The following is a 26,282-nucleotide window of genomic DNA, read 5'->3' as shown; positions in this document are numbered from 1 at the left end:
CAAAGGCCGCAGGCCGGCGCCGGCTCACACAGCGCGCGCCGCAAGGCGCGCTCCGCCGGATCACGCGCCAAAAATCAGAACAGGCTGCCCTGATCCGGCCCCTGCTCCGGCTTGCGCGCCTTCGGTGCCCGTCCGCCACCCAGCTTCAGGCGGCCATCGCTGAACTCGATCTCGAGCCCCACCGCCTCCTGCGCCGCGGCCTTGGTGGTCACCACGCCGCCCTCGCCGCGCACCACAGCGTAGCCGCGCTCCAGCGTGCCCTTGTAGCTCAGCGTCTCCAGCATCCGCCCCTGCGCCTCGAGCCGCTGCCGCGCGGCCTGCGGCCCCGCCGACAGCACGGCCTCGAACCGCCGCGACAGCACCGACAGGCGCTCCTGTCCCGTGGCGATCTCGCGCGTTACGGCACGCGAGCTCAGCCGCGCCGCGCGCTGGTCCAGCGCCGCGCGCTTGCCCGCCACAAGCCGGCTCAGGGCAGGCCCCGTGCGTCCCGCCCGGTCCTTCAGACGTGCGCCCTCGACCGCGATGGCCCGGCGCAGCAGCGAGGGCCGCAGGCTGCCCGCCGCCTCCGAGAGCAGCGCGCGGCGGCGTTCCACCCCCCGCACAAGCGTCTGCGGCAGGCGCTCGCCCAGCACGTCCAGCCGCTGCCGTGGCCCGTCCAGCAACTCACCCGGACGCGGCATGGCTCGGGCCAAATCGCGCAACCGCTGGCCCCGCGTCTCGACCCGGAGGCCCATGGCGCGGCTCATCCGCGCCTGCGCCTCGTCCACGCGGCCCAGCAGCTCCAGCCGCACCGGCACCGCAAGCTCCGCCGCCGCCGTGGGCGTGGGCGCCCGCTGGTCCGACACGAAGTCGATCAGCGTGGTGTCCGTCTCGTGCCCCACCGCCGAGATCAGCGGGATCTCCGAAGCCGCGGCGGCCCGCGCCACGACCTCCTCGTTGAACCCCCAGAGATCCTCGACCGAGCCGCCGCCCCGCGCCACGATCAGCAGGTCGGGCCGCGGCAGCGCGCCCCCCGGCGTCAGCTGGTTGAAGCCCGCGATGGCACGGGCCACCTCGGGCGCGCAGGAGGCCCCCTGCACCGCCACCGGCCAGATCAGCACCTTGCGCGGAAACCGGTCCCGTAGCCGGTGCAGGATGTCGCGGATCACCGCCCCCGAGGGCGAGGTCACCACACCGATCACCTCCGGCAGGAAGGGCAGCGGCTTCTTGCGTTCGGGTGCGAACAGCCCCTCGGCCGCCAGCGCCGCCTTGCGCTTCTCCAGCATGGCCATGAGCGCGCCAAGCCCCGCGGGCCGGATGTCCTCGATCACGATCTGGTAGCGCGACTGGCCCGGGAATGTGGTCAGCCGTCCGGTCGCGACGACCTCCATGCCCTCTTCGGGCTGGGTCTGCTGGCGGGCGGCGACACCCTTCCACATGACCCCGGCCAGGACCGATCGGTCGTCCTTGAGATCCATGTAGACGTGCCCCGACCGGGGCCGCGACACGCGCCCCACCTCGCCGCGCACGCGGACATAGGCGAACTCGCCCTCGATCACCCGCTTCACCGCGCCCGAGATCTCGGAGACGCTCAGCTCGGGTGCGTTGTCCGGGGCGCCGCCGGGGCCTTCGTCGATCAGGTCCATGTCACCTCTCCTGCCTGCCCCGCGATCCTAGCGCCCGCCCGGCGCGGGGAAAACCGCATTCCCGCCCCGTGCGGCCCGCCGCGCGCGGGTTCGGCTTGCCCATGCCCCCGCGGCATCTTAGAGACCCGGGCCAAAGGAGGCCCGTCCATGAACATCCTCATCCTCGGCGCCGGCGGGCGCGAGCACGCGCTGGCCTGGGCCGCGCTTCAGAATCCCAAGTGCGACAAGCTGATCGTCGCGCCGGGCAATGCCGGCATCGCCCAGATCGCCGAATGCGCCAATCTCGACATCGAGGACGGCGGCGCCGTGGCCGAATTCGCCGGCGACAACGCCATCGACCTGATCATCGTCGGGCCCGAGGCCCCGCTCGCCGCGGGCGTCGCCGACCGGCTGCGCGACGCGGGCTTCTCGGTCTTCGGCCCCTCGGCCGCCGCCGCCCGGCTGGAAAGCTCCAAGGCCTTCACCAAGGAGATCTGCGCCGCCGTCGACGCGCCCACCGCCGGTTACGGCCACTTCACCGATGTCGAAAGCGCCAAGGCCCACATCCGCGCCATGGGCGCGCCCATCGTGGTCAAGGCCGACGGCCTCGCCGCAGGCAAGGGCGTGGTCGTCGCCGAAACCCATGCGCAGGCCGAGGCCGCCGTCGACGAGATGTTCGCCGGTGCCTTCGGCGGCGCGGGTGCCGAGGTGGTGATCGAGGAATTCATGAGCGGCGAGGAAGCGTCCTTCTTCGTGCTGGTCGACGGCGAGACAGTGCTGCCCATCGGCACCGCGCAGGACCACAAGCGCATCGGCGAGGGCGACACCGGCCCCAACACCGGCGGCATGGGCGCCTATTCCCCGGCACCCATCATGGACGAGGCCGTCACCGCCAAGGCGCTCGATCAGATCGTCCGCCCCACAATGGCCGAGATGGTCCGCCGCGGTACGCCCTATTCCGGCGTGCTCTACGTCGGGCTGATGATCGAGGACGGACAGCCCCGACTCGTGGAGTACAACGTCCGCTTCGGCGACCCTGAATGCCAGGTGCTGATGATGCGGCTGGGCGCGCAGGCGCTCGACCTGATCCACGCCTGCGCCGAGGGGCGGCTGGCGGAGGCGCAAGTGCACTGGTCCGAGGATGCCGCCATGACCGTGGTGCTGGCCGCGAAGGGCTATCCCGGCGCCTACGAGAAGGGCGAGGTGATCGGCGGGCTCGAGGCGCTGAGCGAGGACAGCAGCCACCAGATGTTCCACGCGGGCACGGCTACGCGCGACGGCAAGGTGGTCTCGGCCGGGGGGCGCGTGCTCAACGCCACCGCGCGGGGCGCCACGCTGTCAGAGGCCCGTGCGCGGGCCTACGCGCTGGCCGAGGCGGTGGACTGGCCCGGCGGTGTCTTCCGCCGCGATATCGGCTGGCGGGCGCTCGGCCCCGAGTGAGGCTGCGGGAGGGGCTCTGCCCCTCTTGGCCTGCGGCCAATTCACCCCGAGGTATTTCCGGCGAGAAGAAACTCAGGGGCGCGGCGTGATGACCTCGGTCTCGGTCACGATCAGGTCGAGCGGCTGGTCGGTGGATTCGCCAGGCAATTCCGCGGCTTCCTGCGCGGCGAAGGCGAAGCCGATGGCGAACGTGCCGCCGGCCGCGCGCAGCTTTTCCAGCGTGCGGTCGTAGAAGCCGCCGCCGTACCCGAGCCGCCCGCCGGCGCGCGTGAAGGCCACCAGCGGCACGATCAGGATCTCGGGAGTCAGGTCCTCGACAACGGCGGGCACGCGCGCGCCGAAAGGCCCGTCGACCAGCGGCATGTCCGGCTCCCACCGGGCGAAACGCAGGGGCAGGCCCTCGCCTTCGATCACCGGAATGCCTACAGGCCCGTGGGCCGCCGCCTCGGCCATGGCGGGGCGCGGGTCGATCTCGGTCCGGATTGGCATGTAGCCCGAAAGCGCCACGCCGCGGTAGCCGGCCAGCACCTCGCTCAGCCGCCCCGCCGCGCCCGGGGCCTGCTCCTCGAAGGCGGCGCGGCGGCGGGCAAGGGCCGCCTTTCGGGCGGCGGATTTCTCGGAGGCGAGGTCGCTCACAGCAGGACGGCGCCCGCAAGACCGAGGAAGGCGAAGAAGCCCACCACGTCCGTCACAGTGGTCACGAAGGTGCCCGAGGCCAGCGCCGGGTCCACGCCCAGCTTGTCGAGTGCCACAGGGATGGCGATCCCGGCGAGCCCCGCCACCACGAGGTTGATCACCATGGCCGCCGCGATCACGGCCCCGAGCTGCGGAGAGCCGAACCAGATGAGGCCGACCACCGCCATGATGGCGGCAAAGGCCACGCCATTCAGCGCCCCCACCAGCACCTCGCGCCGGATCACCCGGAAGAGGTTGGAGCCGGTCAGGTCGCGCGTCGCGATGGCGCGCACCGCCACCGTCAGCGATTGCGTGCCCGCGTTGCCACCCATGGAGGCCACGATCGGCATCAGCACCGCCAGCGCCACCACCGTCTGGATCGCCTCCTCGAAGAGCGAGATCACCAGCGAGGCCAGCACCGCCGTGCCGAGGTTCACCGCGAGCCACGGAAAGCGCCGCCGCGTGGTGTTGAGCACCGTGTCGGAGATCCGGCTTTCCTCGTCCACACCGGCGAGGCGCAGGATGTCCTCCTCGTTTTCCTCTTCCAGCACGGCCATGGCGTCGTCGATGGTTATGACACCCACCAGGCGCTCGTTCTCGTCCACAACCGGGGCCGAGATCAGGTGGTACTGGTTGAAGGCATAGGCCACGTCGCCCTCGTAGCGCGTCGCCGGGATGACCTCGAAGGTGTCGGACGTGATGTCGCTGAGCAGCACCTCTCGGCGCGAGGCCATGAGCTTGCCCAGCGCGACCTTGGCCACCGGCCGCAGCTTCGGGTCCACAAGCATGATGTGGTAGAACTGCTCGGGCAGGTCGTGGCGGTTGCGCAGGTAGTCGATCGCCTCGCCCACGTTCCAGTGCTCGGGGGCCATGACCACCTCGCGCTGCATCAGGCGGCCGGCGGAGTATTCCGGGTATGTCAGCGACTGTTCCACCGCCACCCGGTCGCTGTCCTCGAGCACCTCGAGGATCGCGGCCTTCTGTGGCTCGGCCAGGTCCTCGAGCAGGTCGACCACGTCGTCGCTGTCGAGCTCGCGCACCGCCTCGGCCAGAACCTGCGGGTTCAGCGTGCGCATGACCTCTTCGCGCAGCGTTTCGTCGAGTTCCGACAGGATCTCGCCGTCGAACTCGTCGCCGAGCAGCTTGACCAGCCGCATCCGGTCGAAGGCGTTGATCTGCTCGAGCATGTCGGCGATGTCGGCCGCGTGCAGCGGCTCCAGCAGTTCGAGCAACTGCTGGCGGTCCTCGATGTCGACGGCGTAGAGAATCCGCGCCACGGCACGCTGGTCCAGCGCGTAGGCGTCCTCGTCCTCGGCCTCGGGAACGATCTCGGTCTGATCGGACATGGGGCGCCTCCGTCGCTGGCGTGTCTGTGTCCGCGGCAATCTAGAGCAGCGTCGCGAGATGCAACAGGGCGCGCGCGCGATTTACCTTTTTCTGCGGTGCACTTACTCTGGCGCGGTTCTAGAACGAGGAGCGGCGATGAACGGGCTGCATCTGGGCCAGACCCTGACCTTCACGGGGGATCCCTGCCACGAGGGGCCGGGCGCCGCACGCCATGAGCGCCGCGGCGCGGTGCTGGTCGAGGACGGCAGGATCGCCGCCACGGGGGCCGCCGACGATCTGCGCGCCGCGCACCCGGATGCGCCGGTAACGGATCACGGCGACGGGCTGCTGATGGCGGGCTTCGTCGATGCCCACGCGCATTACCCGCAGACCGGCATCATCGCGAGCTGGGGCAAGCGGCTGATCGACTGGCTGAACGCCTATACCTTCCCCGAGGAAATGCGCTTCGACGATCCAGCCTATGCCGCCGACGTGGCAGGCCGCTATCTCGACCTGCTGCTGTCCAATGGCACCACCACGGTCTGTTCGTTTTGCACGATCCACCCCGCCTCGGTGGAGACCTTCTTCGAGGCCGCCGAGCTGCGCGGCATGCGCGTGGCGGGCGGCAGGACCTGCATGGACCGCGACACCGCCCCCGAGGGGCTGCGCGACACCGCGCAGGCCGCCTACGACCAAAGCCGCGACCTGCTGCAGCGCTGGCACCGGCGCGGGCGGGCCCGCTACGTCATCACGCCGCGCTTCTCGCCCACCTCGACGCCGGAACAGCTGAGCGCGCTCGGTGCGCTCTGGGCCGAGAACCCCGACTGCCTGATGCAGACCCACCTCAGCGAGCAGACGGACGAGATCGACTGGGTGAAATCGCTCTACCCGCAGGCGCGCGATTACCTCGACACCTACCAGGCCCACGGGCTTCTCGGCAGGAACGGGCTTTACGGCCACGCGATCCACCTGGAACCGCGCGAACGCGACCGCCTGCGCGAAACCGGCGCCGCGCTGGTCCACTGTCCCACCTCGAACACCTTCATCGGCTCGGGGCTTTTCGACATGCCGGGGCTGCTGGCCGAGGGAAACACCGTGGGCCTTGCCACCGACACCGGCGGCGGGTCGTCGTTTTCCATGCTGCGCAGCATGGCCGCGGCTTACGAGATCGGGCAGCTACGTGGCCGCGCGCTGCACCCGTCAGAGCTACTGTGGCTCGCCACCGAAGGATCGGCCCGCGCCATGCGAATGAATGACCGGATCGGCAACCTGGAGCCCGGGCGCGAGGCGGATTTCATCGTGCTTGACCTCGCCTCCACCCCCGCCATCGCGCAGCGGGCGGAGCGCGCCAGCGACATCTGGGAGGCGATCTTTCCGACCATCATGATGGGCGACGACCGCGCCATCGCGGCCACCTACTTGGCCGGCCACGCGGTTCAGCAGCCCGGACGCCCCAGCACCAGCACCCAGTAATCGCCCTGCGCACGGGCCAGCCCGTATTCGGTCACCTCGGCGAGCCGCATGTTCTCACGGTGCGGGGTCGAGTTGCGCCAGGAGGCAAAGACCTCGCCGGGGCTGCGCTGACCCAGCGCGATGTTCTCGGCCAGATTGCAGTAGCGGTAGCCCACGGCCCGCGCTCTTTCGGTCAGCCCGCGCCCGTCGGGTGAGACATGGTCGAAATAGCCCTTCTCCGCCATGTCACTGGCGTGGCGCGCGGCCATCTCCTCGAGCGCAGGCGCGCGTTCGAGCGGCGCCAGACCCTGCCCTTCGCGGTAGGTGTTCAACGGCTCCCAGGCCGCCGCCGGGGCGGCCACGAGGCACAGCGCCAGAACCAGCCCCCTCATCGCGCCCGCCGCCTTGGCGCGTTCTCGAGCAGCCGCGACACGATCCGCCCCTGCTCCTGAACAAGGCGCCCCAGATCCACGGTGACAAGGCTGCCGTCACGGACCACCTGCCGCCCCTCGACCAGCAGATGACGCACCCGGCGCGGGCCCGCCAGTGGTAGGGCCGCCGGGTCCCAGCTTCCGGCGCTCTCGAGCCCGTTCACGTCCCAGAGCGCGATGTCGGCGCGCTGGCCCACGTCGATCCGGCCCAGATCGTCGCGCCCCAGCACCTCGGCCCCGCCCCGCGTCGCGATCCACAGCGCCTCGCGCGCACTCATGGCATCGGCGCCATTCGCGACCCGCTGCATCAGCATGGCCTGCCGCGCCTCCTCGATCAGATTGCTGCCGTCGTTGCTGGCCGACCCGTCGACGCCCAGCCCCACGTTGACGCCCGCGTCCCGCATCGCCCGCACCGGCGCGATGCCGCTGCCGAGCCGGCAGTTCGAACAGGGACAATGCGCAACGCCGGTGCGGGTCGAGGCAAAGAGCCCGATCTCGCTCTCGTCAAGCTTCACGCAATGCGCGTGCCAGACATCGGGTCCTGTCCAGCCCAGATCCTCGGCGTATTCCCCCGGGCGGCAGCCGAATTTCTCCAGCGAGTAGGCCACGTCCTCCGCGTTCTCGGCCAGGTGGGTGTGCAGCATCACCCCCTTCTCGCGCGCCAGCAGCGCGGAATCGCGCATCAGCTCCCGGCTCACCGAAAACGGTGAACAGGGCGCCACGCCCACGCGGATCATGGCCCCTTCCGAGGGGTCGTGAAAGGCGTCGATGACCCGGATGCAGTCGTCGAGAATCAGGTCCTCGTCCTCGACCAGCGCATCCGGCGGCAGGCCCCCATCGCTCTCACCGATGCTCATGGCGCCGCGCGTCGGGTGGAACCGCATCCCGAGGTCCAGCGCCGCCGCGATGGTATCGTCCAACCGCGCCCCGTTTGGGTAGACATAGAGGTGGTCGGAACTCAGCGAACAGCCCGACAGCGCCAACTCCGCCAGCCCCGTCAGGGCCGAGATGTACATCTCCTCCGGCCCGTATTCGCCCCAGATCGGGTAGAGCCGCCGCAGCCAGCCGAACAGAAGCGCATCCTGCGCCCCCGGCACCGCCCGGGTGAGGGTCTGGAACAGGTGGTGATGCGTGTTGACCAGCCCCGGCGTCACCACGCAGCCCGAGGCGTCGATCACCTCGCCGGCGGTCCGCAGCCCCGGCCCGACCTCTTCGATGACACCGTCGCGGACAAGGATATCGGTCTCGCCAAGTTCCTCGCCGATCTCGTTCATCGTGACGATGCTGTAGGCGTTGCGGATCAGAATTTCGGTCATGGTTCCCTTCGCTCTGATCCCACAGGACTAGCAGAGCCCGTCTTAACTGAAACGAAAAAAGGCAGCGGCGGCTACTGAGCGTCCTGCAGCTGGGCAAGCGCGCGGGCGTGCAGGTCGGCGTTGGCCGCCGCGACGACGCGCCCGCCCATGTGTGCCGGCCCGCCGGTCCAGTCCGTGACGATCCCGCCCGCGGCCTCGATCACTGCCTGCGGCCCCTGGATATCGTAGGGGTGCAGCCCGGCCTCGACCACGATGTCGATCTGCCCGGCAGCAAGCAGCGCATAGGCGTAGCAATCCATGCCGTAGCGCGTCAGCTTGACCTCGGCCGCGACCCGGTCGAAGGCCGCGCGCTCCTCGGCACTGCCGACCTCGGGAAAGGTGGTGAAAAGGATCGCGTCGTCGAGCGTCGTGGTGCCGCGCGTTGCAAGCGTCCCGCCCCCGTGCGGCCCGGTCCACTCGGCGACACCAAGGCCGCCGGTGAACCGCTCGCGCGTATAGGGCTGGTCGATCACGCCGAGGACGGGCCCTTCGGTCCCGCCCACGGCGATCAGCACGCCCCAGGTGGGCGTGCCGGAGAGGAACCCGCGCGTCCCGTCGATGGGGTCGAGAACCCAGGTCAACCCGCTGGTGCCCTCTTCCCGGCCGTACTCCTCGCCCAGGATGGCATCGTCGGGGCGACGCTCGGCCAGGATCTCGCGCATGGCCCGTTCGGCCGCGCGATCCGCCTCCGTCACCGGGTCGAAGCCCTGCCCGGCCTTGTTGGCCGCGGTCAGGCCCCCGGAACGAAAATAAGGCAGAATAGCCACACCGGCCGCGTCCGCCAATGCGGCCGCGGTTCCGAGCAGCTCTGCCCGTTCTTTCTGCGAAATGTCCATGCCGTCTCCTGCGCTGCGCCTCTTGCGCTAACGCAGCGACGGCAAAGGCTCAAGCGACGTCCGACAGGACCCGCGCCAGTTCGAACAGGCGACGGCGCTGGTTTTCGGGGATCGCGTAGTAGGACCGCACGAGGTCGAGCGCTTCCTTGTCGCCGAGAATGTCTGCCGGAACCTTGTCCGACTTGCTCTCGGCAACATCCTGATGCTGCTCAGCCGCGTCCAGACCTTCGAAGAAGAAGCTCACCGGCACGTCGAGCGCGTCGGCGATGTCCCAGAGCCGGGAAGCACTGACGCGGTTAGCACCCGTCTCGTACTTCTGGATCTGTTGAAACTTGATACCGACCTTCTCGGCCAGTTGTTGTTGGGTCATACCCACGAGCCACCGGCGATGCCGGATTCTTTTGCCCACATGTACGTCAACCGGATGCGCCATGTCTTTTCTATCCACTTTGCGAACAATTCCCACACGCCCTGCGTCAACGACGACATACACATCCCCACATGTTTCGGCGTCATACAGAAGCTGGAACTCATTACCTCGCCTCTGCTGAAGAAATCAACCTTTTCGAATACCATTCGATGAGCTTAGTTAACGAGGCTCCCGAAAAGGTTGTAGATTTATGGGACTTAACAGCAGGTTGACGGAACGCGACCTTACGTCACTTTTGCGACGTTTGATCGTCCGGACGCGCCTTCCTGCCAGCGACGAAGAAGGAGAGAGCATATGAGAGCGTTCGTTTTGCATGACCATGGCCTCTCTCCAACCTTGACGGAACACCCGGCCCCCTCCCCCGGTTCCGGACAGATTCGCCTGCGGATCGTCGCCTGCGGGCTGAACTTTGCCGATCTCCTCATGATCCGCGGGACCTACCAGGACACCCCCGAGCCCCCCTTCATCCCCGGCATGGAAGTGGCCGGCACGGTGGATGCGCTCGGGCCGGAGGTGACCGGGTTTGCCGTCGGCGACCGCGTCGCCGTCTTCGGCGGGCGCGACGGGCTGGCGGAATACGGGTGTTTCGACGCCAGCCGAGCGGTGGGGATCCCCGACACCATGGACGACGTGACTGCCGCGGGCTTCCAGATCGCCTACGGCACCAGCCATCTCGCGCTCGACCACCGCGCGCGCCTGCAGCCGGGCGAAACGCTTCTGGTGCTCGGCGCGGCGGGCGGCGTCGGGCTCACTGCGGTCGAAATCGGCAAGCTGATGGGCGCCCGGGTCATCGCCTGCGCCGGCGGCGCCGACAAGCTCGAGGCCGCCCGACGCGCCGGTGCCGACCACCTGCTCGACGCGGAAACCGCCGATCTGCGCACAGAGGTCAAGTCGCTCGGCGGCGCCGATGTGGTCTACGATCCGGTCGGCGGAGCCCAGTTCGAGGCCGCCTTCCGCGCCTGCAACCCCGAGGGTCGCCTGATCACCATCGGCTTTGCCAGCGGCGACATCCCGCAGATCCGGGCCAACCACCTCATGGTCAAGAATCTCTCGGTGCTCGGCCTCTACTGGGGCGGGTTCCTGCAGTTCCGCCCCGACATCCTGACCGGGTCTCTCGCCACGCTCATGGACTGGCACGCCGAGGGCCGCCTGAAGCCGCAGATCAGCCACGTCCTGCCGCTCGACCGCGCCGAGGAGGGGCTCGAACTGCTTCGCACCCGCAGGTCCACCGGCAAGATCGTCATCACCCTGCCGGCCTGAGCTTTACTCCGCCGCGATCTCCCGCACCTGAGCCCCGCCCAGGCAGCAAAACTCGGACCGCAGGAACTCGACCAGCGGCTCGACGATCTGCGGCCGGGCCGATCCGGAATAAAGCGCGATCTTCTGCAACCCGAGGTCGGGCAGCGTGCCGGGCGGGATCATCTCGAAATGCGCGGGCGCATGACCCTCGAGCATCGGCGTGACCGCCAGGTCGGCCGAAACCGACACCTCGATCGTCCGGTCGCTCTCCGAATCCACCGCAAGCTCCCAGTCCATGCCCCCGGCGTCCATCAGCCCCGCCGCCACCGCCCGGAACCCGCAATGCCGGGAAAAGGCGATGCGCAGCGGCCGCGACTTCCAGGCCGTGCCGCCCTGCGCCCCGTACCAGCGCAGCGGCATCTCCAGCAGCGCCTCGGCCTCCGGGTCCGGCGCCGTTTCCGTCGTCAGGATCACGTCCACCTCGCCCCTCGCGAATTTCTCCTTCAGCCCCGAGGTATAGGAGCTCAGCAGTTGCAGCCGCACGCGCGGAAACTCGCAGCGCATGCGCTTCATGACACGCGGGATCACCGGATAGACGATGTCGTGCGGCACGCCCAGCACCACCTCGCCTTCCCAGTCCACCTGCGTGAGCCGGGCATAGGCCTCGTCATTCAGCTCGATCATGCGTCGCGCGTACTTCAGAAGCTGCTCGCCCTCGGGCGTCACGGTGATCCCGCGCCGCGAACGGTCCAGCAGCGACAGGCCCAGCATTTCCTCAAGCCGCTTGATCTGCATCGAGACCGCCGACTGCGTGAGGTTCAGGAAGCCCGCGGCGCGCGTGACGCCGCCCGCGTCGGCCACGGCCATGAAGGAGCGCAGTGTGGCAATGTCGAGGTTCCGCATCGTTCAATCCTCGTGATGGAGTGCGTCAAGAACATTCGTTTCCCTAATCAAGCACGACCCGCCACATTCATCAAGGAATAACGAACTGGAAGCATCAACCATCAATTTCTGTGAAGGACCTCATCATGATCCGTGCCCTCTTCCTACCCACGCTGCACCGCCCCCGGCCCGGCCTCTCCGCGCTCCTGCGCCGCTGGCACAGCCTCCACCGGCAGCGCACCGCGCTGTCCCAGCTCGACCCCCACCTGCTCGAGGACATCGGCGTCACCGAGGCCGAGGCCCGTCGCGAAGCCGCCCGGGCGCCCTGGGACGCGCCGGATCATTGGAAACTCTGAAATAACATTTCCTTGGGCGGGGCCGGATTTCCTTGAAACCCGGGCCCGCTCTGCCAATATCCAGAACACAAAATATGCCCGCTTTGCGGGCGACATCAGGGTTCATCTCGGAGGCTTCAATGGCTGACTACAACACGATCCGGGCGGCAGGCGTCTCCGGCGCACGCACCGCCCAGATTGACGAGGGTTTGCGCGCCCACATGAACAAGGTCTACGGCACCATGTCCGTGGGCACGTTCATCACCTTCCTTGCGGCATGGGCCATCTCCGGTCTTGCCACAACGACCGATCCGTCGGGCGCCGTTGCGCAGATCAGCGCGAACACCTACCTGACGCAGTTCGGTTCGGCGATCTACCTGTCGCCGCTCAAGTGGGTGATCATGTTCGCGCCGCTGATCTTCGTGTTTGCGTTCAGCGCCGGGATCAACCGCATGTCCGCTGCCACCGCGCAGCTGGTCTTCTACGTCTTCGCGACCGTGATGGGCCTGTCGCTCAGCTCGATCTTCCTGGTCTTCACCGGCTACTCGATCATCCAGGTCTTCCTGGTCACCTCGATCGCCTTCGCCGGCCTGTCCCTCTGGGGCTACATGACCAAGAAGGACATCTCCGGCTGGGGCTCCTTCCTCATCATGGGCGTGATCGGCCTGATCGTCGCCTCGATCATCAACATCTTCGTCGCGTCCGCCGCGATGCAGTTCGCGATCTCGATCCTCGGCGTCCTGATCTTCGCCGGCCTCACCGCCTATGACACGCAGAAGATCAAGAGCACCTACCTCGAGATGGCCGCGCACGGCGATAAGGAATGGCTGGGCAAGGCTGCCATCATGGGCGCGCTGAGCCTCTACCTCGACTTCATCAACATGTTCATGTTCCTGCTGCAGCTGCTCGGCAACCGCGAGTAATCTGCGCCGCAGGCGTCGACAGACAAGACGAAGGACCGGTCCGAAAGGACCGGCCCTTTTTTCATGGCACGCCAATTAGCGTCATGCACAGAGGCCCGACCAAGGTCGAACCTCGTGCCGACACGAAAAAGGCCGGCCCCTCCGGACCGGCCACCTCGCCTTGCATGATCGCGCCGCGGTCAGAGATCGGCGCCCATCAGAACCGCAGGAAAGCGGATGCCACCCGCCAGTTCCACCAGCGTCTCCGCCTCGGGCGAGAACCCGAACTTCTCGTAGAAGCCAACGGCGCTCTGCGCGGCCAGACCCTGAAGTTGCAGCATGCCCGCGGCGCGCGCCTCTTCCATCAGCCGCGTCATCACGGCCCGGCCGCCCCCGAGATGCACCATCGCCGGGTCGGTCGCGATGTGGCGCACGTGGGCCACATGCGGCACCGCCGCCATTCCGCCGGGCGGCTCCTCGGACCAGCCGCCGGCTGTCGTGATCCGGCCGTCGCTTTCGGCCAGGAAGAACCGTCCCGCCTCGACCAGTTCCGGCTCGGCATGCGCCATCACCGGCACCGCGGTGACAAGCACCGAGGGCGGATAGTCGTCCTTGAGAAGGGTCATGTAGCTGCGCTGGATCAGCGTATCGATCGCGTCGATGTCGTCGCTCGTGGCCGTTCGAAGTGTCGTCGTGTCCGTCATGTCGTCCAACGTAGGTCGTCTGGGCCCGGACGCAATGCACGGAAGACCATTCCGCGCCACATCAATGCAAAAGGCCGCGCCGGGATGCCCCGCGCGGCCACTCGATCAGCAGACCGGAAACTCCGGTCTTACTTGATCTTGCCTTCTTTGTATTCGACGTGCTTGCGCGCGACCGGGTCGAACTTCCGGATGGTCATCTTCTCGGTCATCGTGCGCGCGTTCTTCTTGGTCACGTAGAAATGACCCGTGCCCGCGGTCGAGTTCAGGCGGATCTTGATCGTCGTCGGCTTCGCCATTGTCGTCTCCTGCACCGGGGGCGCCGGAATGCGGCTCACCCGTAGAAATCTCGTGGAACCCGCCTTCTACAAGTCATCAATGCGATGTCAAGGCGGATTCGGGCCCCCTTGTCCCGATCACTGGCCCGAAAATGCGCGGAGGGCCTGTAAGCCGGATTCTGTACCCCTTGCGGGGCGACGACCATTCATCTGAGGCCGACGGTTGCCCGCCGGCTCCTGCTGCCAACCCGGATCTCTCGGGCCGAAGCTGCCCTGCGCCTTGCGGCGCGCGAGACCCCTATTCGGCATTGCTCCCGGTGGGGCTTGCCATGCGGACCCTGTTGCCAGGGCCCCGGTGGGCTCTTACTCCACCGTTTCACCCTCACCCCCGGCCAGGCCGGAGGCAGTCTGTTTTCTGTGGCGCTCTCCGTCAGGTTGCCCTGCCCGGGCGTTACCCGGCACCGGTACTTCGGTGAGTCCGGACTTTCCTCCGCGGCTTGCACCGCAGCGGCCGTCCGGCCCTCCGCGCCGGACGGGACATAGAGAGCGCGCCCGCCCCGGTCAATGCCGCAGGATCAGCGCGCCCCCGCCGGCGCTTCCAGCCAGTCGCGCAGCGCATCCGAGACCTCGTCCGGAGATTCGAGCATCGGGTAGTGCCCCGCACCCTCGATCACCTCGAGCCCCGCCCTCTCGATCAGGTCGGCCATCAGCCTGTGGCGTTCGACCGGACAGAGGGCATCATGCTCCCCGCAGAGCACCAGCGCGGGAACCGCGATCCGGCCCAGCGTGGTCTGGGGATCCCGCCGCCGCTGAAGCGCCCGCGACTGCCGAACGTAAACCTCGGGCCCGAGTCCCGCCGCCATCTCGGCCAGAAGCCCGATGATCTCTCCCCGGTGCGGCCGCGGCGCGAGGCCCGCCGCCGCGATCTGCTCGCGGATCACGTCGTTCAGCCGCCCGGACCGCACGCGGATGATCTGCGGATCGCGGTCGGCGGCCTCATGCGGCGTTTCGCCCAGCGGCGAGATCCCCATCAGCGCCACGCGGTTCACCCGGTCCGGGGCCCGGCGCAGGATCTCGATCGCGACAGCGGCCCCAAGCCCGTGCCCCACCAGCGCCGCGCGGCGCGGCAGCACGTCCAGCAGGGACGAGGCCATCTCCTCGATCCGCTCGCCGGTGATCGGCGGTGCGACCATCACCGGCCCCTCGCGCGACAGATCGGCGATTTGCGGCCCGAAAAGCCGCGCATCGCACATCAACCCTGGCAGAAAGACCACCGCGTCCCGCATCGTCCCAGTCACCCTCCAAACGACAGGGCCGCCGGCCTCCGCAATCAAGCGCCCGTCTGCCCCGCCACATCAATGCCATCATTCGGATGCGCCCTACCAGAGCCTTCGACGGAGGGGAAACCCGCCGCGGGCCGGAGCGGCGGAACCCCGCGCTCGCCCCGGTCGTGACAGTTGCGGCCCCCGCACAGCCGTGCGAGGCGGCAAGGGTCCTCAGTTACCGGTAACACCCGTCATGCGTTCCGCCTCCCTCCGCCCGCTCGTCCCCTTCCTGTTTCTTCAGTTCACGGGGACCGCCTGCGGCGCGATGATCATCCCCTTCATGGGCTTCTTCCTCGTCGAGGCTCTCGGCCAGCCGCCCTGGATGCTCAGCGTCTACTCCGCGATGATGGTAGGCACGACAGTCGCCACCAACCGTCTGCTCGCCCGCCGCATCGACGGCGGCGCGCAGGTCTTTCCCATGGTTGGCTTCTCCGCCGCCTGCTTCCTCACGGCGGCGACCGTGCTCTCGCTGATCCCGGCCCTCGCCACGGCGCTCACGATCGGTGCCTTCTGCTTCGGCTTCAGCGCCAGCGCGGCCTCGACCATGTTCAGCCTCGGAGGCAGCATGGCCGAACGCCACACCGTCCCGCGCGACCGTTTCAACGCCTACATGCGCGCCACGATGTCGACCGCCTGGATGGTCGGCCCGGCCGGCGCCTTCCTCGTGGCCGACGCCTTCGGCCCGCTCATGGTCTTCCGCCTCAGCGCGCTGGTGGCGCTGGTCTGGCTCGTGCTCTGGTGGCGCGTCCTGCCGCACGACGTGCGCGCCGATGCCCCCGGCCCCGTGCAGGGCGCAAGCCCCGTCGGCATGGCCTTCGACCTGCGCATGGCCGCGGCCTTCATCTTCTGCCTCGCCTGCGCCCACGCGCTCTGCCTTGCCGCGCTGCCGATCTTCTATGTGCGCGAGGTCGGCCTGCCCGGATACGCGCCCGGCCTCGCCTTCAGCGTAAAGACCTTCATCGAGGTCTTCGCCATATTCTCCACACCGGTGCTGATCTCACGCTTCGGGATCAAGCGGTCCCTGCTGGCCACCGCGCTGCTGGCCGTGGCCACGATCCAGGTCATGGCCGCGGTCGAGACCTTCCCGCAGATGGTCGCGGGCGCCGCGCTCGAGGGGCTCTATTTCGGCCTCTTCGCGGGACTCGGCATCAGTTACGTGCAGTCCTTCGCCACGGGCCGACCGGCAGCGGCCACCGCAACCTACTGGAACTGCATGATGATCAGCGGAATCCTCGCGGGTCCTGCCGCGGGCCTCATCGCCCAGTGGCAGGACTTCCAGGCGGTGCTCCACGTGGCCTCGGGCGTGGCCCTCACCGCGCCCTTCGTCATGGCGCTCGGCGTGGGCCTCTCCCGGCGGCGCCGGACCACGGCCTAGAGCCCCTCCGTCCACTCCGCGATCCGCTCCGCCAGAGTCTCTGTCGTCGACGGCGACAGGATATCGCCCGCGATCACATGGCGGTCAGGGTCGTCCCCCGGCCCCAGCGTGACCTCCACCACCTCTGCGGGCCCGCCCCAGGCCGCGGCCACCCGGCGGGTCTCGGCGTGATCCACGACGCTGTCGCGCGGATCGAAGGCAAAGAACGCCGGCACATCCACCGCGCCATGCGACAGTCCGCGCGCCGCCGCGACTACCTCGGCCATCGGCAGCACCGCCCGGCTGGGGTAAAGCTCGGTCCAGTAGCGCGCGTGCTCGGCGTTCTGCGGATCGAACCCCCGTTGATCTCCCATCACCAACGGCAGCCAGGCCGACACGAAGGGCGCCCGTAGAAGCGGCGCTGCCGGGTTCGCGATGCGAAAGTTGGGCGACAGCATCACCACGCCCGCCACGCCCTCGGCCATCGGCCGGTGCATCGCCAGCGCTGCCAGCGTACCGCCCGTCGAGGTCCCGACCAGAAGCACGCGGTCGCCCACGGCACGCCCCACCGCCAGCGCCTCGGCCATGTCATCCATCCAGGCCCCGGCGCTGCCCTCGGCCATCGCCGCCCCGCTGCGCCCGTGCCCGGCAAGCCGCGTGAAGACGAGGTTCGCGCTCAACCGCGCCGCCAGCCTGTCGGGCAGTGGTCGCGTCTCTTCCGAACTGGCCGAGAAACCGTGCACGTAGACCACGGCCCAGCCGGTGCGCACCTCCGGCGCCTCGGCCCAGAGCACCCGCTTCTCCACGCCCCGCACGATGTCCCCGAAGCGCGCCTCCTGCTGGTCGAGGTAGTCCGATACGCCCCCGGCGAGCCGCTCCTCATCGAAGTGTCCCGCGGCCAGTTCCGGTGACCGCAGCGTCCAGGCGACACCGGCGCCCGCGAGCACCAGCAGGACGATCATCGCCCCGAGCAAGAGTTTCATTCCGCCATCTCCGGCCAGTCCTCCAGCGCCGTCCAGTCCCGCAGCAAGGTCCAATCCGGCAGCGCCACCTCGATCACGTGCCCGCCGCCGCGCCCCTGCGGCTGGTCGTGGCTCCGGTCGATCCCGGAGCCCAGCAGATGCGCCCGAAACAGCGCGCCGACCCCGCCATGGGCCACCACGGCGACGTCCCCTCCTGGCACCTCCTCAGCGATCTGCCGCAACGCGCCGACCACGCGCCCCTGCGCATCGACCGCACGCTCCCAGCCGCGCACGCTCTCCTCGGGACGGGCAAAGAAGGCATCCGCCACGCGCTCGAATTCCTCGGGCGGCAGATACCCCGTGGCCGAGCGGTCGTTCTCGTGCAGGGCTTGCACCGCCTTCGGCACCAGCCCGCGACCGCGGCACAGGATCTCCGCCCCGTCGCGCGCCTTCCGCTCCTCGCTGCAAAAGACCGCAGCGACCGGCCCCAGCCGCGCCGCGAAGGCCTCGTGCCGGGCCCGGCCGCGGACCGAAAGCCCCCAGTCCGGAACCGGCGTGGCCGGGTCCATCTCCACGTCCCCGTGGGTGACGTAGAAGAGCCGCCTCACCCCAGCACTTCCAACAGCATGGTCTCGATCAGCGCCAGGCAGTGCGGGCTGGAAAACCGGTGATCGGCGCCGCGCACGAAGGTCAGCTGCACATTCTCGCCCTCGATGTGATCGAGCAGCTTCAGCGCGGTCTCGCGCGTCACCGCCTCGTCCTCGGTGCCCTGCATCAGCCGCACTTTCCACGGCATTGGCAACGGCGCCCGCAGCACAAGGTTCTCGCGCCCATCCTCGATCAGCTTGCGGGTGACGACATAGGGGTCCTCGAAGGCCGAGGGCCGCAAGAGCCGCCCCTCCTCCATCACCTTCTGCCGCTCGGCCAGCGAAAAGCCCGCCCAGAAACTGTCCTCGGTGAAATCCGGTGCGGCGGCGATGCCCACAAAGCCCGCAAGCTCCAGCCGCTGCGACAGCAGGCAGGCGATCCAGCCGCCCATGGAGGACCCCACGAGCACCACCGGCCCCGAGGTCACATGCCGGATCACCACCTCGGCGTCCGCGGCCCAGTCACCGATGCAGCCCTCCTCGAAGACGCCGCCCGACTGGCCGTGCCCCGAGTAGTCTAGCCGCAGGAAGGCGCGGCCCTGCGCCTGCGCCCAGGCCTCCAGGTGCACCGCCTTGGTGCCTTCCATGTCCGATCGGTAGCCCGACAGGAACACCACGCAGGGGCCCTGCCCCTCGGTATAGGCATAGGCCAGCGGGTTGCCCCGCGGCCCGTCGATCCGCGCAATCTCGGCCATCGGCCCTCCTTTCGTTGCGAGCCCCACCATAGGGCAGCATCGCGCGAGTCCAAGCAGTCCGTCGCCCCTGCGGGACGGCGGGCGGGGCGATGCGCGTCTCGCGCGCGAGCGGCGTCCCGCCGGCCTCAGCCCATGCTGCGGGCCAGCACCTTGCTGATCGCGGTCAGGCTCAGCCCCGATTCCCCCTGCCACATGTTGAACGCCGCCTGCACCATCGTGAGCGCGTGCTTCGACTTGGGCGGCCCCTCGATCACCCCTTCCTCGACCAGCCGCGCCACCACGTCCCGCGACAGCATGTAGCCGTCCTTGCCCATGGTGCGCATCACCATCGCGCCGGTATTGCCGCCCAGCCGCGCGCCCTCCTTGCGCATCCACTGCAAGAGATCCGCGAACTCCTCGCCCGGCCACTCGGCCACCCGCGCGCCGAAACTGCCATGCGCCTCGGACACCTCGCGGATGAAGACGGCATTGTCCCGGATCGCCGCGATCTTGGCCCCGCTGCGGATCACCCGGCTGTCCGCCAGCAGCCTGTCGAAGCGATCCTCGCTCATGCCCGCGACCTTGCCCGTATCGAACCCGTCAAAGGCCGCCTCGATCCCATCCCACTTGGTCTCGACCACATCCCAGCTCAGCCCCGCGCGAAAGATCCCCCGCGCCACCTCGGCCAGCCAGCGATCATCTGGCACGGTCGCGATCTCCTCCGCCGACTTCGGCTCGGCGATATCGGCAAGCACCGCCTCGCGCCCGCCGTGACGCGCGGCCGCCTCGTCCAGGATGTCCTCGAATCGTCGCATGATCCCACCCTCCGCAAATCGCGGCGGGATCATGCACAAAGGCCTGCCCCGAGGGAAGTCAGCGCTCCTCGCTCACCTCCACCTCGCGCAGCCGCAGCGCAAGAACCGCGCCCGCGGCACTCAGCACCGCGAAACCTGCCAGCGCCGCCATCGGCCCCGCCAGCGCCAGCGCGCCGCCGAAGGCACCGGTCACAAGCAGCAACACCCCGATCAGCGTGTTGGCCAGCGCCGTGTAGCTCGCCCTCGTCTCGGTCGGGGCCATGTCGACAAGATAGGTCGACCGCCCCTGCCGCACGCCGTGGTAGCTCATCATGAAACCGAACAGGATCGCCGGCGCGACCCAGCCCGCCTCGGTCCAGCCCAGCGCCTCTGCCACCACGGCAAGCCCGGCAAAGACCGCGCCGAAGACGCCCGAAAGCGACAGCACCGTGCGCGACGACCGGTCCGCCAACCGCCCCCAGACATAGGCGCTCACGAAGGAGGCCGCGGACGAGGCCAGCACCAGCGCGCCGAGCCCCTGCAGCGCCTCGGCCCCGCCGCCCAGCAGCACGAAATAGGGCGGCGCCAGCGCCGTCACCGTGAGCAACCCGCGCACGGTCACGAACAGCCGGAACTGCGGGTCCTCGCGCCAGGGGGTCAGGTCGATGCCCAACCGCGCCTGCGGCTCCGCCTCGGGCTCCTCCAGCGTGGAAAACACCAGCGCCGCGCCGATCCAGAGCACCGCCGCCAGCCCGATCGCCGCCAGCAGCGGCCCCTTGTCCTGCAAGAGCCCCGACATCAGCAACAGCGCAAAGACGACCACCGCGGCACTCGGCACCGAGGACGCCGTGCCCGTGACCGATCCGCGCCGCGTCTTGGCGACCGTCCGCCCGAGGATGTCCTTGAAGCTGACCGAGGCCGCCGACCGCGCCACCGCCAGCACTGCCAGCGCAAGGCAAAGCGCCACGCCCGCCACAGCCCCCGACAGCGTCAGCCCGGCCAGTACCATGGCGCCCGCCGCGATCCCCTGCCACAGCGCGCCCGCGGCCCAGACCCACTTGCGCCGCTTCATGGACATGACCACCGGCGCCAGCAGCATCTGCGGCAGCAGCGCCCCCGCCTCGCGGATCGGCACCAGAAGACCCGTCACCGCCGCCGGCGCGCCCAGCGCCCCCGAAAGCCAGCTCAGCACCAGCTTGGGATCGATCAGACCGTCCGCCACCTTGGTCATGCCCAGCGATGTCACATGCCTCAGCGCGTTGCGCGCCTCCGCCGGGCTAGCCTCGTCTCCGGTCTCGGTCAGTCCGGCATAGACGGCCTGCTCCGCGCTCTGCTCTGTCATCGTCCCGCTGGCTCCTCTGGCTGGCGTGGGAATTGTCACAGGGGGCGGCCGCACCGCCGCGGCGCAGCTTGACACCCCCGGACGACAGAAGCACATAGCGCAGACGACATAACCCGCAACCGGGCGTTCCGTGGGCGCCAAACCGACGAGGAGACAAGGCCGATGGCCCCGATTTCCCTGACTTTCCCCGATGGCAATGCACGCGACTACGAGGCCGGCGTCACGCCCGCCAAGGTCGCCGCCTCCATTTCCAAATCGCTCTCGAAAAAGGCCATCTCGGCCAGCGTCGACGGCGCCCACTGGGATCTCCAGTGGCCGATCGAGCATGATGCGCAGATCGCCATTCACACCATGCAGGACGACGCGCAGGCGCTCGAACTGATCCGACACGACTTCGCCCACGTCATGGCCCGCGCCGTGCAGGAGATCTGGCCCGACACCAAGGTCACCATCGGTCCCGTGACCGAAAAGGGCTGGTTCTACGACTTCGACCGGCAGGAGCCCTTCACCCCCGAAGACCTCGGTCAGATCGAGGCGAAGATGAAGCAGATCATCGCCGCGCGCGATCCCGTCCGCACCGAGATCTGGGACCGTGACCGCGCCATCGCGCACTACCAGGAGACGGGCGAGCCCTTCAAGGTCGAGCTCATCGACCGCATCCCCGAGGACGCGCCGATCCGCATGTACTGGCACGGCGACTGGCAGGACCTCTGCCGCGGTCCGCACCTCCAGCACACCGGCCAGCTTCCGGCCGACGCCTTCAAGCTCATGGGCGTCTCGGGCGCCTACTGGTTCGGCGACACCTCGCGCCCCATGCTCCAGCGCGTGCAGGGCGTGGCCTTCAAGAACCGCGAGGACCTCAAGGCGCACCTGAACTTCCTCGAGGAGGCCGCCAAGCGCGACCACCGCCGTCTCGGCCGCGAGATGGACCTCTTCCACATGCAGGAAGAAGCGCCGGGGCAGGTCTTCTGGCACCCCAACGGCTGGACCATCTACACCACGCTGCAGGACTACATGCGTCGCCAGCAGCAGGCCGGCGGCTACGTCGAGGTGAACACGCCGCAGGTCGTCGACCGCAAGCTCTGGGAGGCGTCGGGCCACTGGGAGAAATACCAGGACAACATGTTCATCGTCGAAGTGGACGAGGAACATGCCCGGGAAAAGGCCGTCAACGCGCTCAAGCCCATGAACTGCCCCTGCCACGTGCAGATCTTCAACCAGGGCCTGAAAAGCTACCGGGACCTTCCCCTGCGCATGGCCGAGTTCGGCTCGTGCAACCGCTACGAGCCCTCGGGCGCGCTGCACGGCATCATGCGCGTGCGCGGCTTCACGCAAGACGACGCCCACATCTTCTGCGAAGAGGACCAGATCGCGGAGGAAACCGAGAAGTTCATCGGATTCCTCTCCTCGATCTACCGCGACCTCGGCTTCCCGACCTTCCGCATCAAGTTCTCCGACCGCCCCGACGTGCGCGCCGGCTCGGACGAGATCTGGGACAAGGCCGAAAAGGCGCTGCTCGACGCCACGCGCAAGATCACCAACGACGTCGAGATGAACCCCGGTGAAGGCGCCTTCTACGGCCCCAAGCTCGAGTTCGTGCTGACCGACGCCATCGGCCGCGACTGGCAGTGCGGCACGCTGCAGGTGGATTTCGTCCTGCCCGAAAGGCTGGATTCGACCTATATCGGCCGCGACGGCGCCAAGCACCGCCCCGTCATGCTGCACCGCGCCACGCTGGGCAGCTTCGAGCGTTTCATCGGCATCCTGATCGAGGAACACTCGGGCAAGCTCCCCTTCTGGATCGCCCCGCGGCAGGTCGTGGTTGCTTCGATCACCTCCGACGCCGACGATTACGTGCACGAGGTCGTCTCGGAACTGCGCAAGGCCGGCATCCGCGCCGAGGCCGACATCCGCAACGAGAAGATCAACTACAAGGTCCGCGAGCATTCGGTCGGCAAGGTGCCGGTCATCCTGGCCATCGGACACCGCGAGGTCGAGGAGCGTACCGTGACCGTCCGCCGTCTCGGTGAGAAGCAGACGCAGGTCGCGCCCCTTGCCGAGATCGTGAGCACGCTTGCCGAAGAGGCCACGCCGCCGGACCACCTGTAACAATCCGGCCCCCGGATCGGTAACATTCTGACAGCGCCCCGCCCCCGGCGGGGCGTTTTCTTTTGCGCGAAACTCAGGTTTTCAGATACTTGAGAAGTCATCTGCGTTTCCGAATACCTGCGACAGGCTGACACACGTGTGAGCCACGCCCACGTGAGTGGCTCGGGACGCCGCGTCACCGCAGGCTTGGGGACATCCGGAGGCACCCGCCCCGGTCACCTCTAAAGTCCATGACACCGAAAGGGACGATCCATGTCCGCCAAGCCCTCCACGCCCTTCAAGACCGCCGCGATCCTCGGTGCCGTTGCCGCCGCGCTGGCCGGTCACGCCACCCCCGCCAGCGCCCAGGCGCAGGAGAAATGCTACGGCGTCAGCCTCGCCGGCGAGAACGACTGCGCCGCCGGTCCCGGCACAACATGCGCCGGCACCTCCACCGTCGACTACCAGGGCAACGCCTGGACGCTGGTCGACGAAGGCACCTGCATGGACATCGAGCTGCCGCAGATGGCCGACGGCTCCGACCGCATGGGCAGCCTCGAGGCGCTCGACCGCGACCTGCCCGAGCAGGGCTGACACCGACGCCGGGCGGCGCCTTTCGCGCCGCCCGGCCCCAAGCGAGGACCGCCCGCGATGTTCGATCACGCATCCCCCCTGCCATCCCTGCCCGGCGTCGGCTTCAAGTCGCGCCATTTCGCCGACCTCATGGACGACCCCGCCCCGGTCGGCTGGCTCGAGATCCACGCCGAGAACTACATGGGCGACGGCGGCCGCCCGCTGGCGCAGCTCCGCGCGCTGGCCGAACGCTTCCCGATCTCGGTGCACGGCGTGGGCCTGTCGATCGGGGGCCCCGAGCCGCTCGACCCCGACCACCTCGCCCGGCTGAAGCACCTCGTGGGCTGGCTGTCCCCGGCAAGTTTTTCCGAGCACCTCGCCTGGTCGACGCACGAAGGCGTTTTCCTCAACGACCTGCTGCCCCTGCCCTATACCGACGCCACGCTGGCGCGCGTCTGTGAACACGTGGAGCAGGTGCAGGAGGCCCTCGGCCGCCAGATGCTGCTCGAGAACCCCTCGAGCTACCTCGCCTTCGCCGAAAGCACCTGGGAGGAACCCGCCTTCCTCTCAGAAGTGGCCCGCCGCACCGGCTGCAGGCTGCTGCTCGACGTGAACAACGTCTTCGTCTCGGCGACCAACCTCGGCTACGCGCCGCAGGCCTACATCGACGCCTTCCCGCTCGACCGCGTCGGCGAGATCCACCTCGGCGGGCACGACGAGGATCACGACGATCACGGCGCCCCCCTGCTGATCGACAGCCACGGCCGCGAGGTCGCCGATCCGGTCTGGGCGCTTCTGGACCGGGTGCTCTACCGCGGCGGCGTCCGGCCGCTCTTGATCGAGTGGGATACCGACGTGCCCGACTGGCCCGTCCTGCGCGCCGAGGCCCTGCGCGCCGCAGGGGCGCTTGCCCGGGTGCCCGCATGAGTTCGGACGCGCGCCTGCCCCTGACGGAAGAAGGGGGCTCTGCCCCCACCGCCCTGCGGGCGGCTCCCCCGGAATATTTGGACCAAGAAGAAGCAGGGGGCCTGTCGCCCTCCGAGCGGGCCTTCCGCGCGCGGCTGGCGTCCGGGTCCGGCGTGCCGCCGGGTCTGACCGACGGCGCGGGGCGGCCCGCCGGGCGGCGTTTCGACGTCTACCGCAACAACGTGGCCGTGGGCCTGCGCGAGGCGCTGGAGAGCGGCTTCCCCGCGGTGGCGCGGTTGCTTGGACCCGCGAACTTCGACGGGCTCGCGCGGGCTTTCCTGCAGGAACATCACCCCGCCGCCCCCGTCATGCAGCGCTACGGCGCGGGCTTCCCGGAGTTCCTCGCCACGCGGCTGCCCCCCGGCCGCCTCGGCTACCTGCCCGACGTGGCGCGGCTGGAGCTGGCCCTGCGCCACGCCTACCACGCCGCCGACGCCACGCCGATTGGGCCCGAGACGCTGGCGGGGCTGCACGAGGATACCTGCCTGTCGCTCGTACCCGCCGCCGCGCTGTTGCGATCCGCCTGGCCGGTGTTTTCGGTCTACCGTTTCGCCATGCAGCCCGGCAGCCCCCGCCCCGCTGCGCGGGCTGAGGACGTGCTGATCACCCGCCCCGGCTTCGACCCGGACGCGCACCTGCTACCCCCCGGCGGCGCCGCCATGGTGGCAGCCTTCGCCGAAAGCGCCCCGCTCGGTGCCGCCATCGCCGCAGCCGACGCGGATGCCGCCGAAACCCTGACCCTGCTGCTGCGCGAGGGCGCGCTGGCCGCCCCCAAGGAGACACGCCGATGACGATCGCCCGCTACGCCCGCCTCGGGGAGCCGCTCGAAACCAGGACCGCGGGCCTCCTGCCGCTGCTCGCGCGCCTCGTCTTTGCGGGAACGCTGCTTGTCTACTTCTGGCGCGCGGCGGCAACCAAGCTCGGCGACGGGCCGCTGGGGATATTCCAGCCCTCGCTCGGCGCCTACGCGCAGATATTTCCCCGCGCCATGGAGGCCGCAGGTTACGATGTCTCGCAGCTCGGCCCCCTCCACTGGGCCGTCGTGGTCGCGGGCACGCTGGCCGAGTTCGTGTTGCCCACGCTCATCGTTCTGGGGCTTCTGACCCGGCTCGCCGCGCTTGCCATGATCGGCTTCGTCGTGGTGCAGAGCCTCACGGATCTCTACGGCCACGGCGGCATCGCCCACGAGGGCACCCTGGGGGCCTGGTTCGACGGCCTTCCGGACGGGCTGATCCTCGACCAGCGCGCCTTCTGGATGCTGGCAATGGTCACGCTGGTGCTGAAGGGCGGCGGCTGGCTGTCGCTCGACGCGCTGCTCTTCCGCCGCCCGGCTCCTCAGGTCAGCGCCGCCTGAACCGTCTTGTCCCAGCCCAGGTGCATCTCGTCGCCATCGACGATCAGCGGGCGCTTCATCAGCGCCGGATGCGCCGCGATCAGCGTCAGCGGATCGCCCGCCCGTTCGTCCTCCGACAGCCCCCTCCAGGTGGTCGAGCGCGTGTTCAGGATCTTGTCTCCGAATCGCTTCTGCGCGCGCTCCGGCAGCCCCTCGGGCAGGCCTGCCTCGCGGATGTCGACGAAATCGGCCTCCGGCAGCGCCTTGCGCGCCTTGCGGCAAGTGTCGCAGGTCTTCAACCCGTAGATGATCATGGCCTCTCGTCTCCTTCACGAACA

At 69.0% G+C, this 26,282-nt stretch carries 28 protein-coding genes and 1 other RNA gene; 11 read left to right on the top strand and 18 right to left on the bottom strand.

Translation table 11 applies throughout. The features are described 5' to 3' along the window. Positions 1-74: 74 nt before the first annotated feature. Complete coding sequence (xseA, locus tag C8N44_RS06100) at positions 75-1,625, bottom strand: exodeoxyribonuclease VII large subunit (RefSeq protein ID WP_107975295.1); 1,551 nt, start codon at positions 1,623-1,625, stop codon at positions 75-77. A 147-nt stretch (positions 1,626-1,772) separates the two neighbouring features. On the opposite strand from xseA, the gene purD reads away from it, so the two are divergent. Further along, complete coding sequence (gene purD, locus C8N44_RS06095; protein WP_107975294.1) at positions 1,773-3,044, top strand: phosphoribosylamine--glycine ligase; 1,272 nt, start codon at positions 1,773-1,775, stop codon at positions 3,042-3,044. A 72-nt stretch (positions 3,045-3,116) separates the two neighbouring features. Here the strand turns inward: purD and C8N44_RS06090 are convergent, their stop codons facing one another. Then, a complete protein-coding gene (locus C8N44_RS06090) occupies positions 3,117-3,680 on the bottom strand; it encodes a 5-formyltetrahydrofolate cyclo-ligase (protein WP_107975293.1) in 564 nt (187 codons plus the stop codon). Further along, positions 3,677-5,065: a magnesium transporter gene (mgtE, locus tag C8N44_RS06085; protein WP_107975292.1), complete on the bottom strand. Its 1,389-nt coding sequence runs from the start codon at positions 5,063-5,065 to the stop codon at positions 3,677-3,679. The genes C8N44_RS06090 and mgtE overlap by 4 nt, the downstream gene beginning before the upstream one ends. 136 nt (positions 5,066-5,201) lie before the next feature. On the opposite strand from mgtE, the gene guaD reads away from it, so the two are divergent. Then, positions 5,202-6,518, top strand: coding sequence for a guanine deaminase (gene guaD, locus C8N44_RS06080; protein WP_107975291.1), 1,317 nt, complete (start codon positions 5,202-5,204; stop codon positions 6,516-6,518). On the opposite strand, the gene C8N44_RS06075 is transcribed toward guaD, so the two are convergent. The 4 genes from C8N44_RS06075 to C8N44_RS06060 all read right to left on the bottom strand — a co-directional run bounded on the left by C8N44_RS06075 (position 6,482) and on the right by C8N44_RS06060 (position 9,552). Further along, positions 6,482-6,889, bottom strand: coding sequence for a CAP domain-containing protein (locus C8N44_RS06075; protein ID WP_107975290.1), 408 nt, complete (start codon positions 6,887-6,889; stop codon positions 6,482-6,484). The genes guaD and C8N44_RS06075 overlap by 37 nt on opposite strands. After that, entirely contained in the window at positions 6,886-8,244 is a 1,359-nt protein-coding gene (locus tag C8N44_RS06070; RefSeq protein ID WP_107975289.1) for an 8-oxoguanine deaminase, read from the bottom strand. Before C8N44_RS06070 ends, C8N44_RS06075 begins: the two co-directional genes overlap by 4 nt. Before the next feature lie 71 nt (positions 8,245-8,315). Next, positions 8,316-9,119: a histidinol-phosphatase gene (gene hisN / locus C8N44_RS06065; protein WP_107975288.1), complete on the bottom strand. Its 804-nt coding sequence runs from the start codon at positions 9,117-9,119 to the stop codon at positions 8,316-8,318. A 49-nt stretch (positions 9,120-9,168) separates the two neighbouring features. Next, positions 9,169-9,552 (bottom strand): helix-turn-helix domain-containing protein, encoded by a 384-nt coding sequence (locus C8N44_RS06060; RefSeq protein ID WP_107975287.1) that lies wholly within the window; start codon positions 9,550-9,552, stop codon positions 9,169-9,171. A gap of 291 nt (positions 9,553-9,843) precedes the next feature. Here C8N44_RS06060 and C8N44_RS06055 point away from each other — a divergent pair, with 291 nt between their 5' ends. Further along, positions 9,844-10,809 (top strand): NADPH:quinone oxidoreductase family protein, encoded by a 966-nt coding sequence (locus C8N44_RS06055; RefSeq protein WP_107975286.1) that lies wholly within the window; start codon positions 9,844-9,846, stop codon positions 10,807-10,809. Positions 10,810-10,812: 3 nt separating this feature from the next. Here C8N44_RS06055 and C8N44_RS06050 read toward each other — a convergent pair whose 3' ends face one another. After that, the gene (locus C8N44_RS06050; RefSeq protein ID WP_107975285.1) at positions 10,813-11,691 is read right to left on the bottom strand and encodes a LysR family transcriptional regulator; all 879 of its coding nucleotides are present in this window, start codon (positions 11,689-11,691) and stop codon (positions 10,813-10,815) included. A gap of 125 nt (positions 11,692-11,816) precedes the next feature. On the opposite strand from C8N44_RS06050, the gene C8N44_RS06045 reads away from it, so the two are divergent. Beyond that, the gene (locus tag C8N44_RS06045; RefSeq protein ID WP_107975284.1) at positions 11,817-12,026 is read left to right on the top strand and encodes a DUF1127 domain-containing protein; all 210 of its coding nucleotides are present in this window, start codon (positions 11,817-11,819) and stop codon (positions 12,024-12,026) included. A 119-nt stretch (positions 12,027-12,145) separates the two neighbouring features. After that, a complete protein-coding gene (locus C8N44_RS06040) occupies positions 12,146-12,928 on the top strand; it encodes a Bax inhibitor-1/YccA family protein (RefSeq protein WP_107975283.1) in 783 nt (260 codons plus the stop codon). 179 nt (positions 12,929-13,107) lie between these two features. On the opposite strand, the gene C8N44_RS06035 is transcribed toward C8N44_RS06040, so the two are convergent. The 4 genes from C8N44_RS06035 to C8N44_RS06020 form a co-directional block, all read right to left on the bottom strand. Continuing rightward, positions 13,108-13,611 (bottom strand): GNAT family N-acetyltransferase, encoded by a 504-nt coding sequence (locus C8N44_RS06035; RefSeq protein ID WP_146178809.1) that lies wholly within the window; start codon positions 13,609-13,611, stop codon positions 13,108-13,110. Positions 13,612-13,739: 128 nt separating this feature from the next. Beyond that, complete coding sequence (gene rpmG / locus C8N44_RS06030) at positions 13,740-13,907, bottom strand: 50S ribosomal protein L33 (RefSeq protein WP_005856346.1); 168 nt, start codon at positions 13,905-13,907, stop codon at positions 13,740-13,742. 131 nt (positions 13,908-14,038) lie between these two features. Beyond that, positions 14,039-14,413: RNase P RNA component class A (rnpB, locus tag C8N44_RS06025), an RNA gene on the bottom strand. A gap of 48 nt (positions 14,414-14,461) precedes the next feature. Next, positions 14,462-15,172, bottom strand: coding sequence for an alpha/beta fold hydrolase (locus C8N44_RS06020; RefSeq protein ID WP_107975281.1), 711 nt, complete (start codon positions 15,170-15,172; stop codon positions 14,462-14,464). 232 nt (positions 15,173-15,404) lie between these two features. Between C8N44_RS06020 and C8N44_RS06015 the strand changes: the two genes are divergently transcribed. After that, the gene (locus C8N44_RS06015) at positions 15,405-16,586 is read left to right on the top strand and encodes an MFS transporter (protein ID WP_107975280.1); all 1,182 of its coding nucleotides are present in this window, start codon (positions 15,405-15,407) and stop codon (positions 16,584-16,586) included. On the opposite strand, the gene C8N44_RS06010 is transcribed toward C8N44_RS06015, so the two are convergent. The 5 genes from C8N44_RS06010 to C8N44_RS05990 form a co-directional block, all read right to left on the bottom strand. Continuing rightward, positions 16,583-17,548 carry an alpha/beta hydrolase gene (locus C8N44_RS06010; protein ID WP_107975279.1) on the bottom strand — a complete coding sequence of 322 codons (966 nt, stop codon included), beginning with the start codon at positions 17,546-17,548 and terminating at the stop codon, positions 16,583-16,585. The genes C8N44_RS06015 and C8N44_RS06010 overlap by 4 nt on opposite strands. Continuing rightward, on the bottom strand, positions 17,545-18,135 hold the full coding sequence (locus C8N44_RS06005; protein WP_107975278.1) for a histidine phosphatase family protein: 591 nt from the start codon (positions 18,133-18,135) through the stop codon (positions 17,545-17,547). The genes C8N44_RS06010 and C8N44_RS06005 overlap by 4 nt, the downstream gene beginning before the upstream one ends. Beyond that, on the bottom strand, positions 18,132-18,869 hold the full coding sequence (locus C8N44_RS06000; RefSeq protein ID WP_107975277.1) for an alpha/beta hydrolase: 738 nt from the start codon (positions 18,867-18,869) through the stop codon (positions 18,132-18,134). Before C8N44_RS06000 ends, C8N44_RS06005 begins: the two co-directional genes overlap by 4 nt. Before the next feature lie 125 nt (positions 18,870-18,994). Beyond that, positions 18,995-19,663, bottom strand: a complete 669-nt coding sequence (locus C8N44_RS05995) for a DNA-3-methyladenine glycosylase I (RefSeq protein ID WP_107975418.1) — start codon at positions 19,661-19,663, stop codon at positions 18,995-18,997. Positions 19,664-19,721: 58 nt separating this feature from the next. Continuing rightward, positions 19,722-20,984: an MFS transporter gene (locus C8N44_RS05990; RefSeq protein ID WP_107975276.1), complete on the bottom strand. Its 1,263-nt coding sequence runs from the start codon at positions 20,982-20,984 to the stop codon at positions 19,722-19,724. A gap of 162 nt (positions 20,985-21,146) precedes the next feature. On the opposite strand from C8N44_RS05990, the gene thrS reads away from it, so the two are divergent. The 5 genes from thrS (at position 21,147) to C8N44_RS05965 (ending at position 25,965) form a co-directional block, all read left to right on the top strand. Beyond that, the gene (gene thrS, locus C8N44_RS05985; protein WP_107975275.1) at positions 21,147-23,093 is read left to right on the top strand and encodes a threonine--tRNA ligase; all 1,947 of its coding nucleotides are present in this window, start codon (positions 21,147-21,149) and stop codon (positions 23,091-23,093) included. Positions 23,094-23,345: 252 nt separating this feature from the next. After that, on the top strand, positions 23,346-23,666 hold the full coding sequence (locus C8N44_RS05980) for a BufA1 family periplasmic bufferin-type metallophore (protein ID WP_107975274.1): 321 nt from the start codon (positions 23,346-23,348) through the stop codon (positions 23,664-23,666). 57 nt (positions 23,667-23,723) lie between these two features. Then, positions 23,724-24,572: an MNIO family bufferin maturase gene (gene bufB, locus C8N44_RS05975; RefSeq protein ID WP_107975273.1), complete on the top strand. Its 849-nt coding sequence runs from the start codon at positions 23,724-23,726 to the stop codon at positions 24,570-24,572. Then, positions 24,569-25,402 carry an HvfC/BufC N-terminal domain-containing protein gene (locus tag C8N44_RS05970; RefSeq protein WP_245412989.1) on the top strand — a complete coding sequence of 278 codons (834 nt, stop codon included), beginning with the start codon at positions 24,569-24,571 and terminating at the stop codon, positions 25,400-25,402. The genes bufB and C8N44_RS05970 overlap by 4 nt, the downstream gene beginning before the upstream one ends. Then, a complete protein-coding gene (locus C8N44_RS05965) occupies positions 25,399-25,965 on the top strand; it encodes a DoxX family protein (RefSeq protein ID WP_107975272.1) in 567 nt (188 codons plus the stop codon). The genes C8N44_RS05970 and C8N44_RS05965 overlap by 4 nt, the downstream gene beginning before the upstream one ends. Here the strand turns inward: C8N44_RS05965 and C8N44_RS05960 are convergent. Further along, positions 25,947-26,258 carry an arsenate reductase family protein gene (locus tag C8N44_RS05960; protein ID WP_107975271.1) on the bottom strand — a complete coding sequence of 104 codons (312 nt, stop codon included), beginning with the start codon at positions 26,256-26,258 and terminating at the stop codon, positions 25,947-25,949. The genes C8N44_RS05965 and C8N44_RS05960 overlap by 19 nt on opposite strands. Between the last annotated feature and the right edge of the window lie 24 nt (positions 26,259-26,282).

It is taken from the genome of Allosediminivita pacifica, assembly GCF_003054175.1.
GTDB classification, from domain to species: Bacteria; Pseudomonadota; Alphaproteobacteria; order Rhodobacterales; family Rhodobacteraceae; genus Allosediminivita; species Allosediminivita pacifica.
Note: the sequence above shows the minus strand (reverse complement) of the source record. Positions and strands in the feature narration are given on the sequence as shown.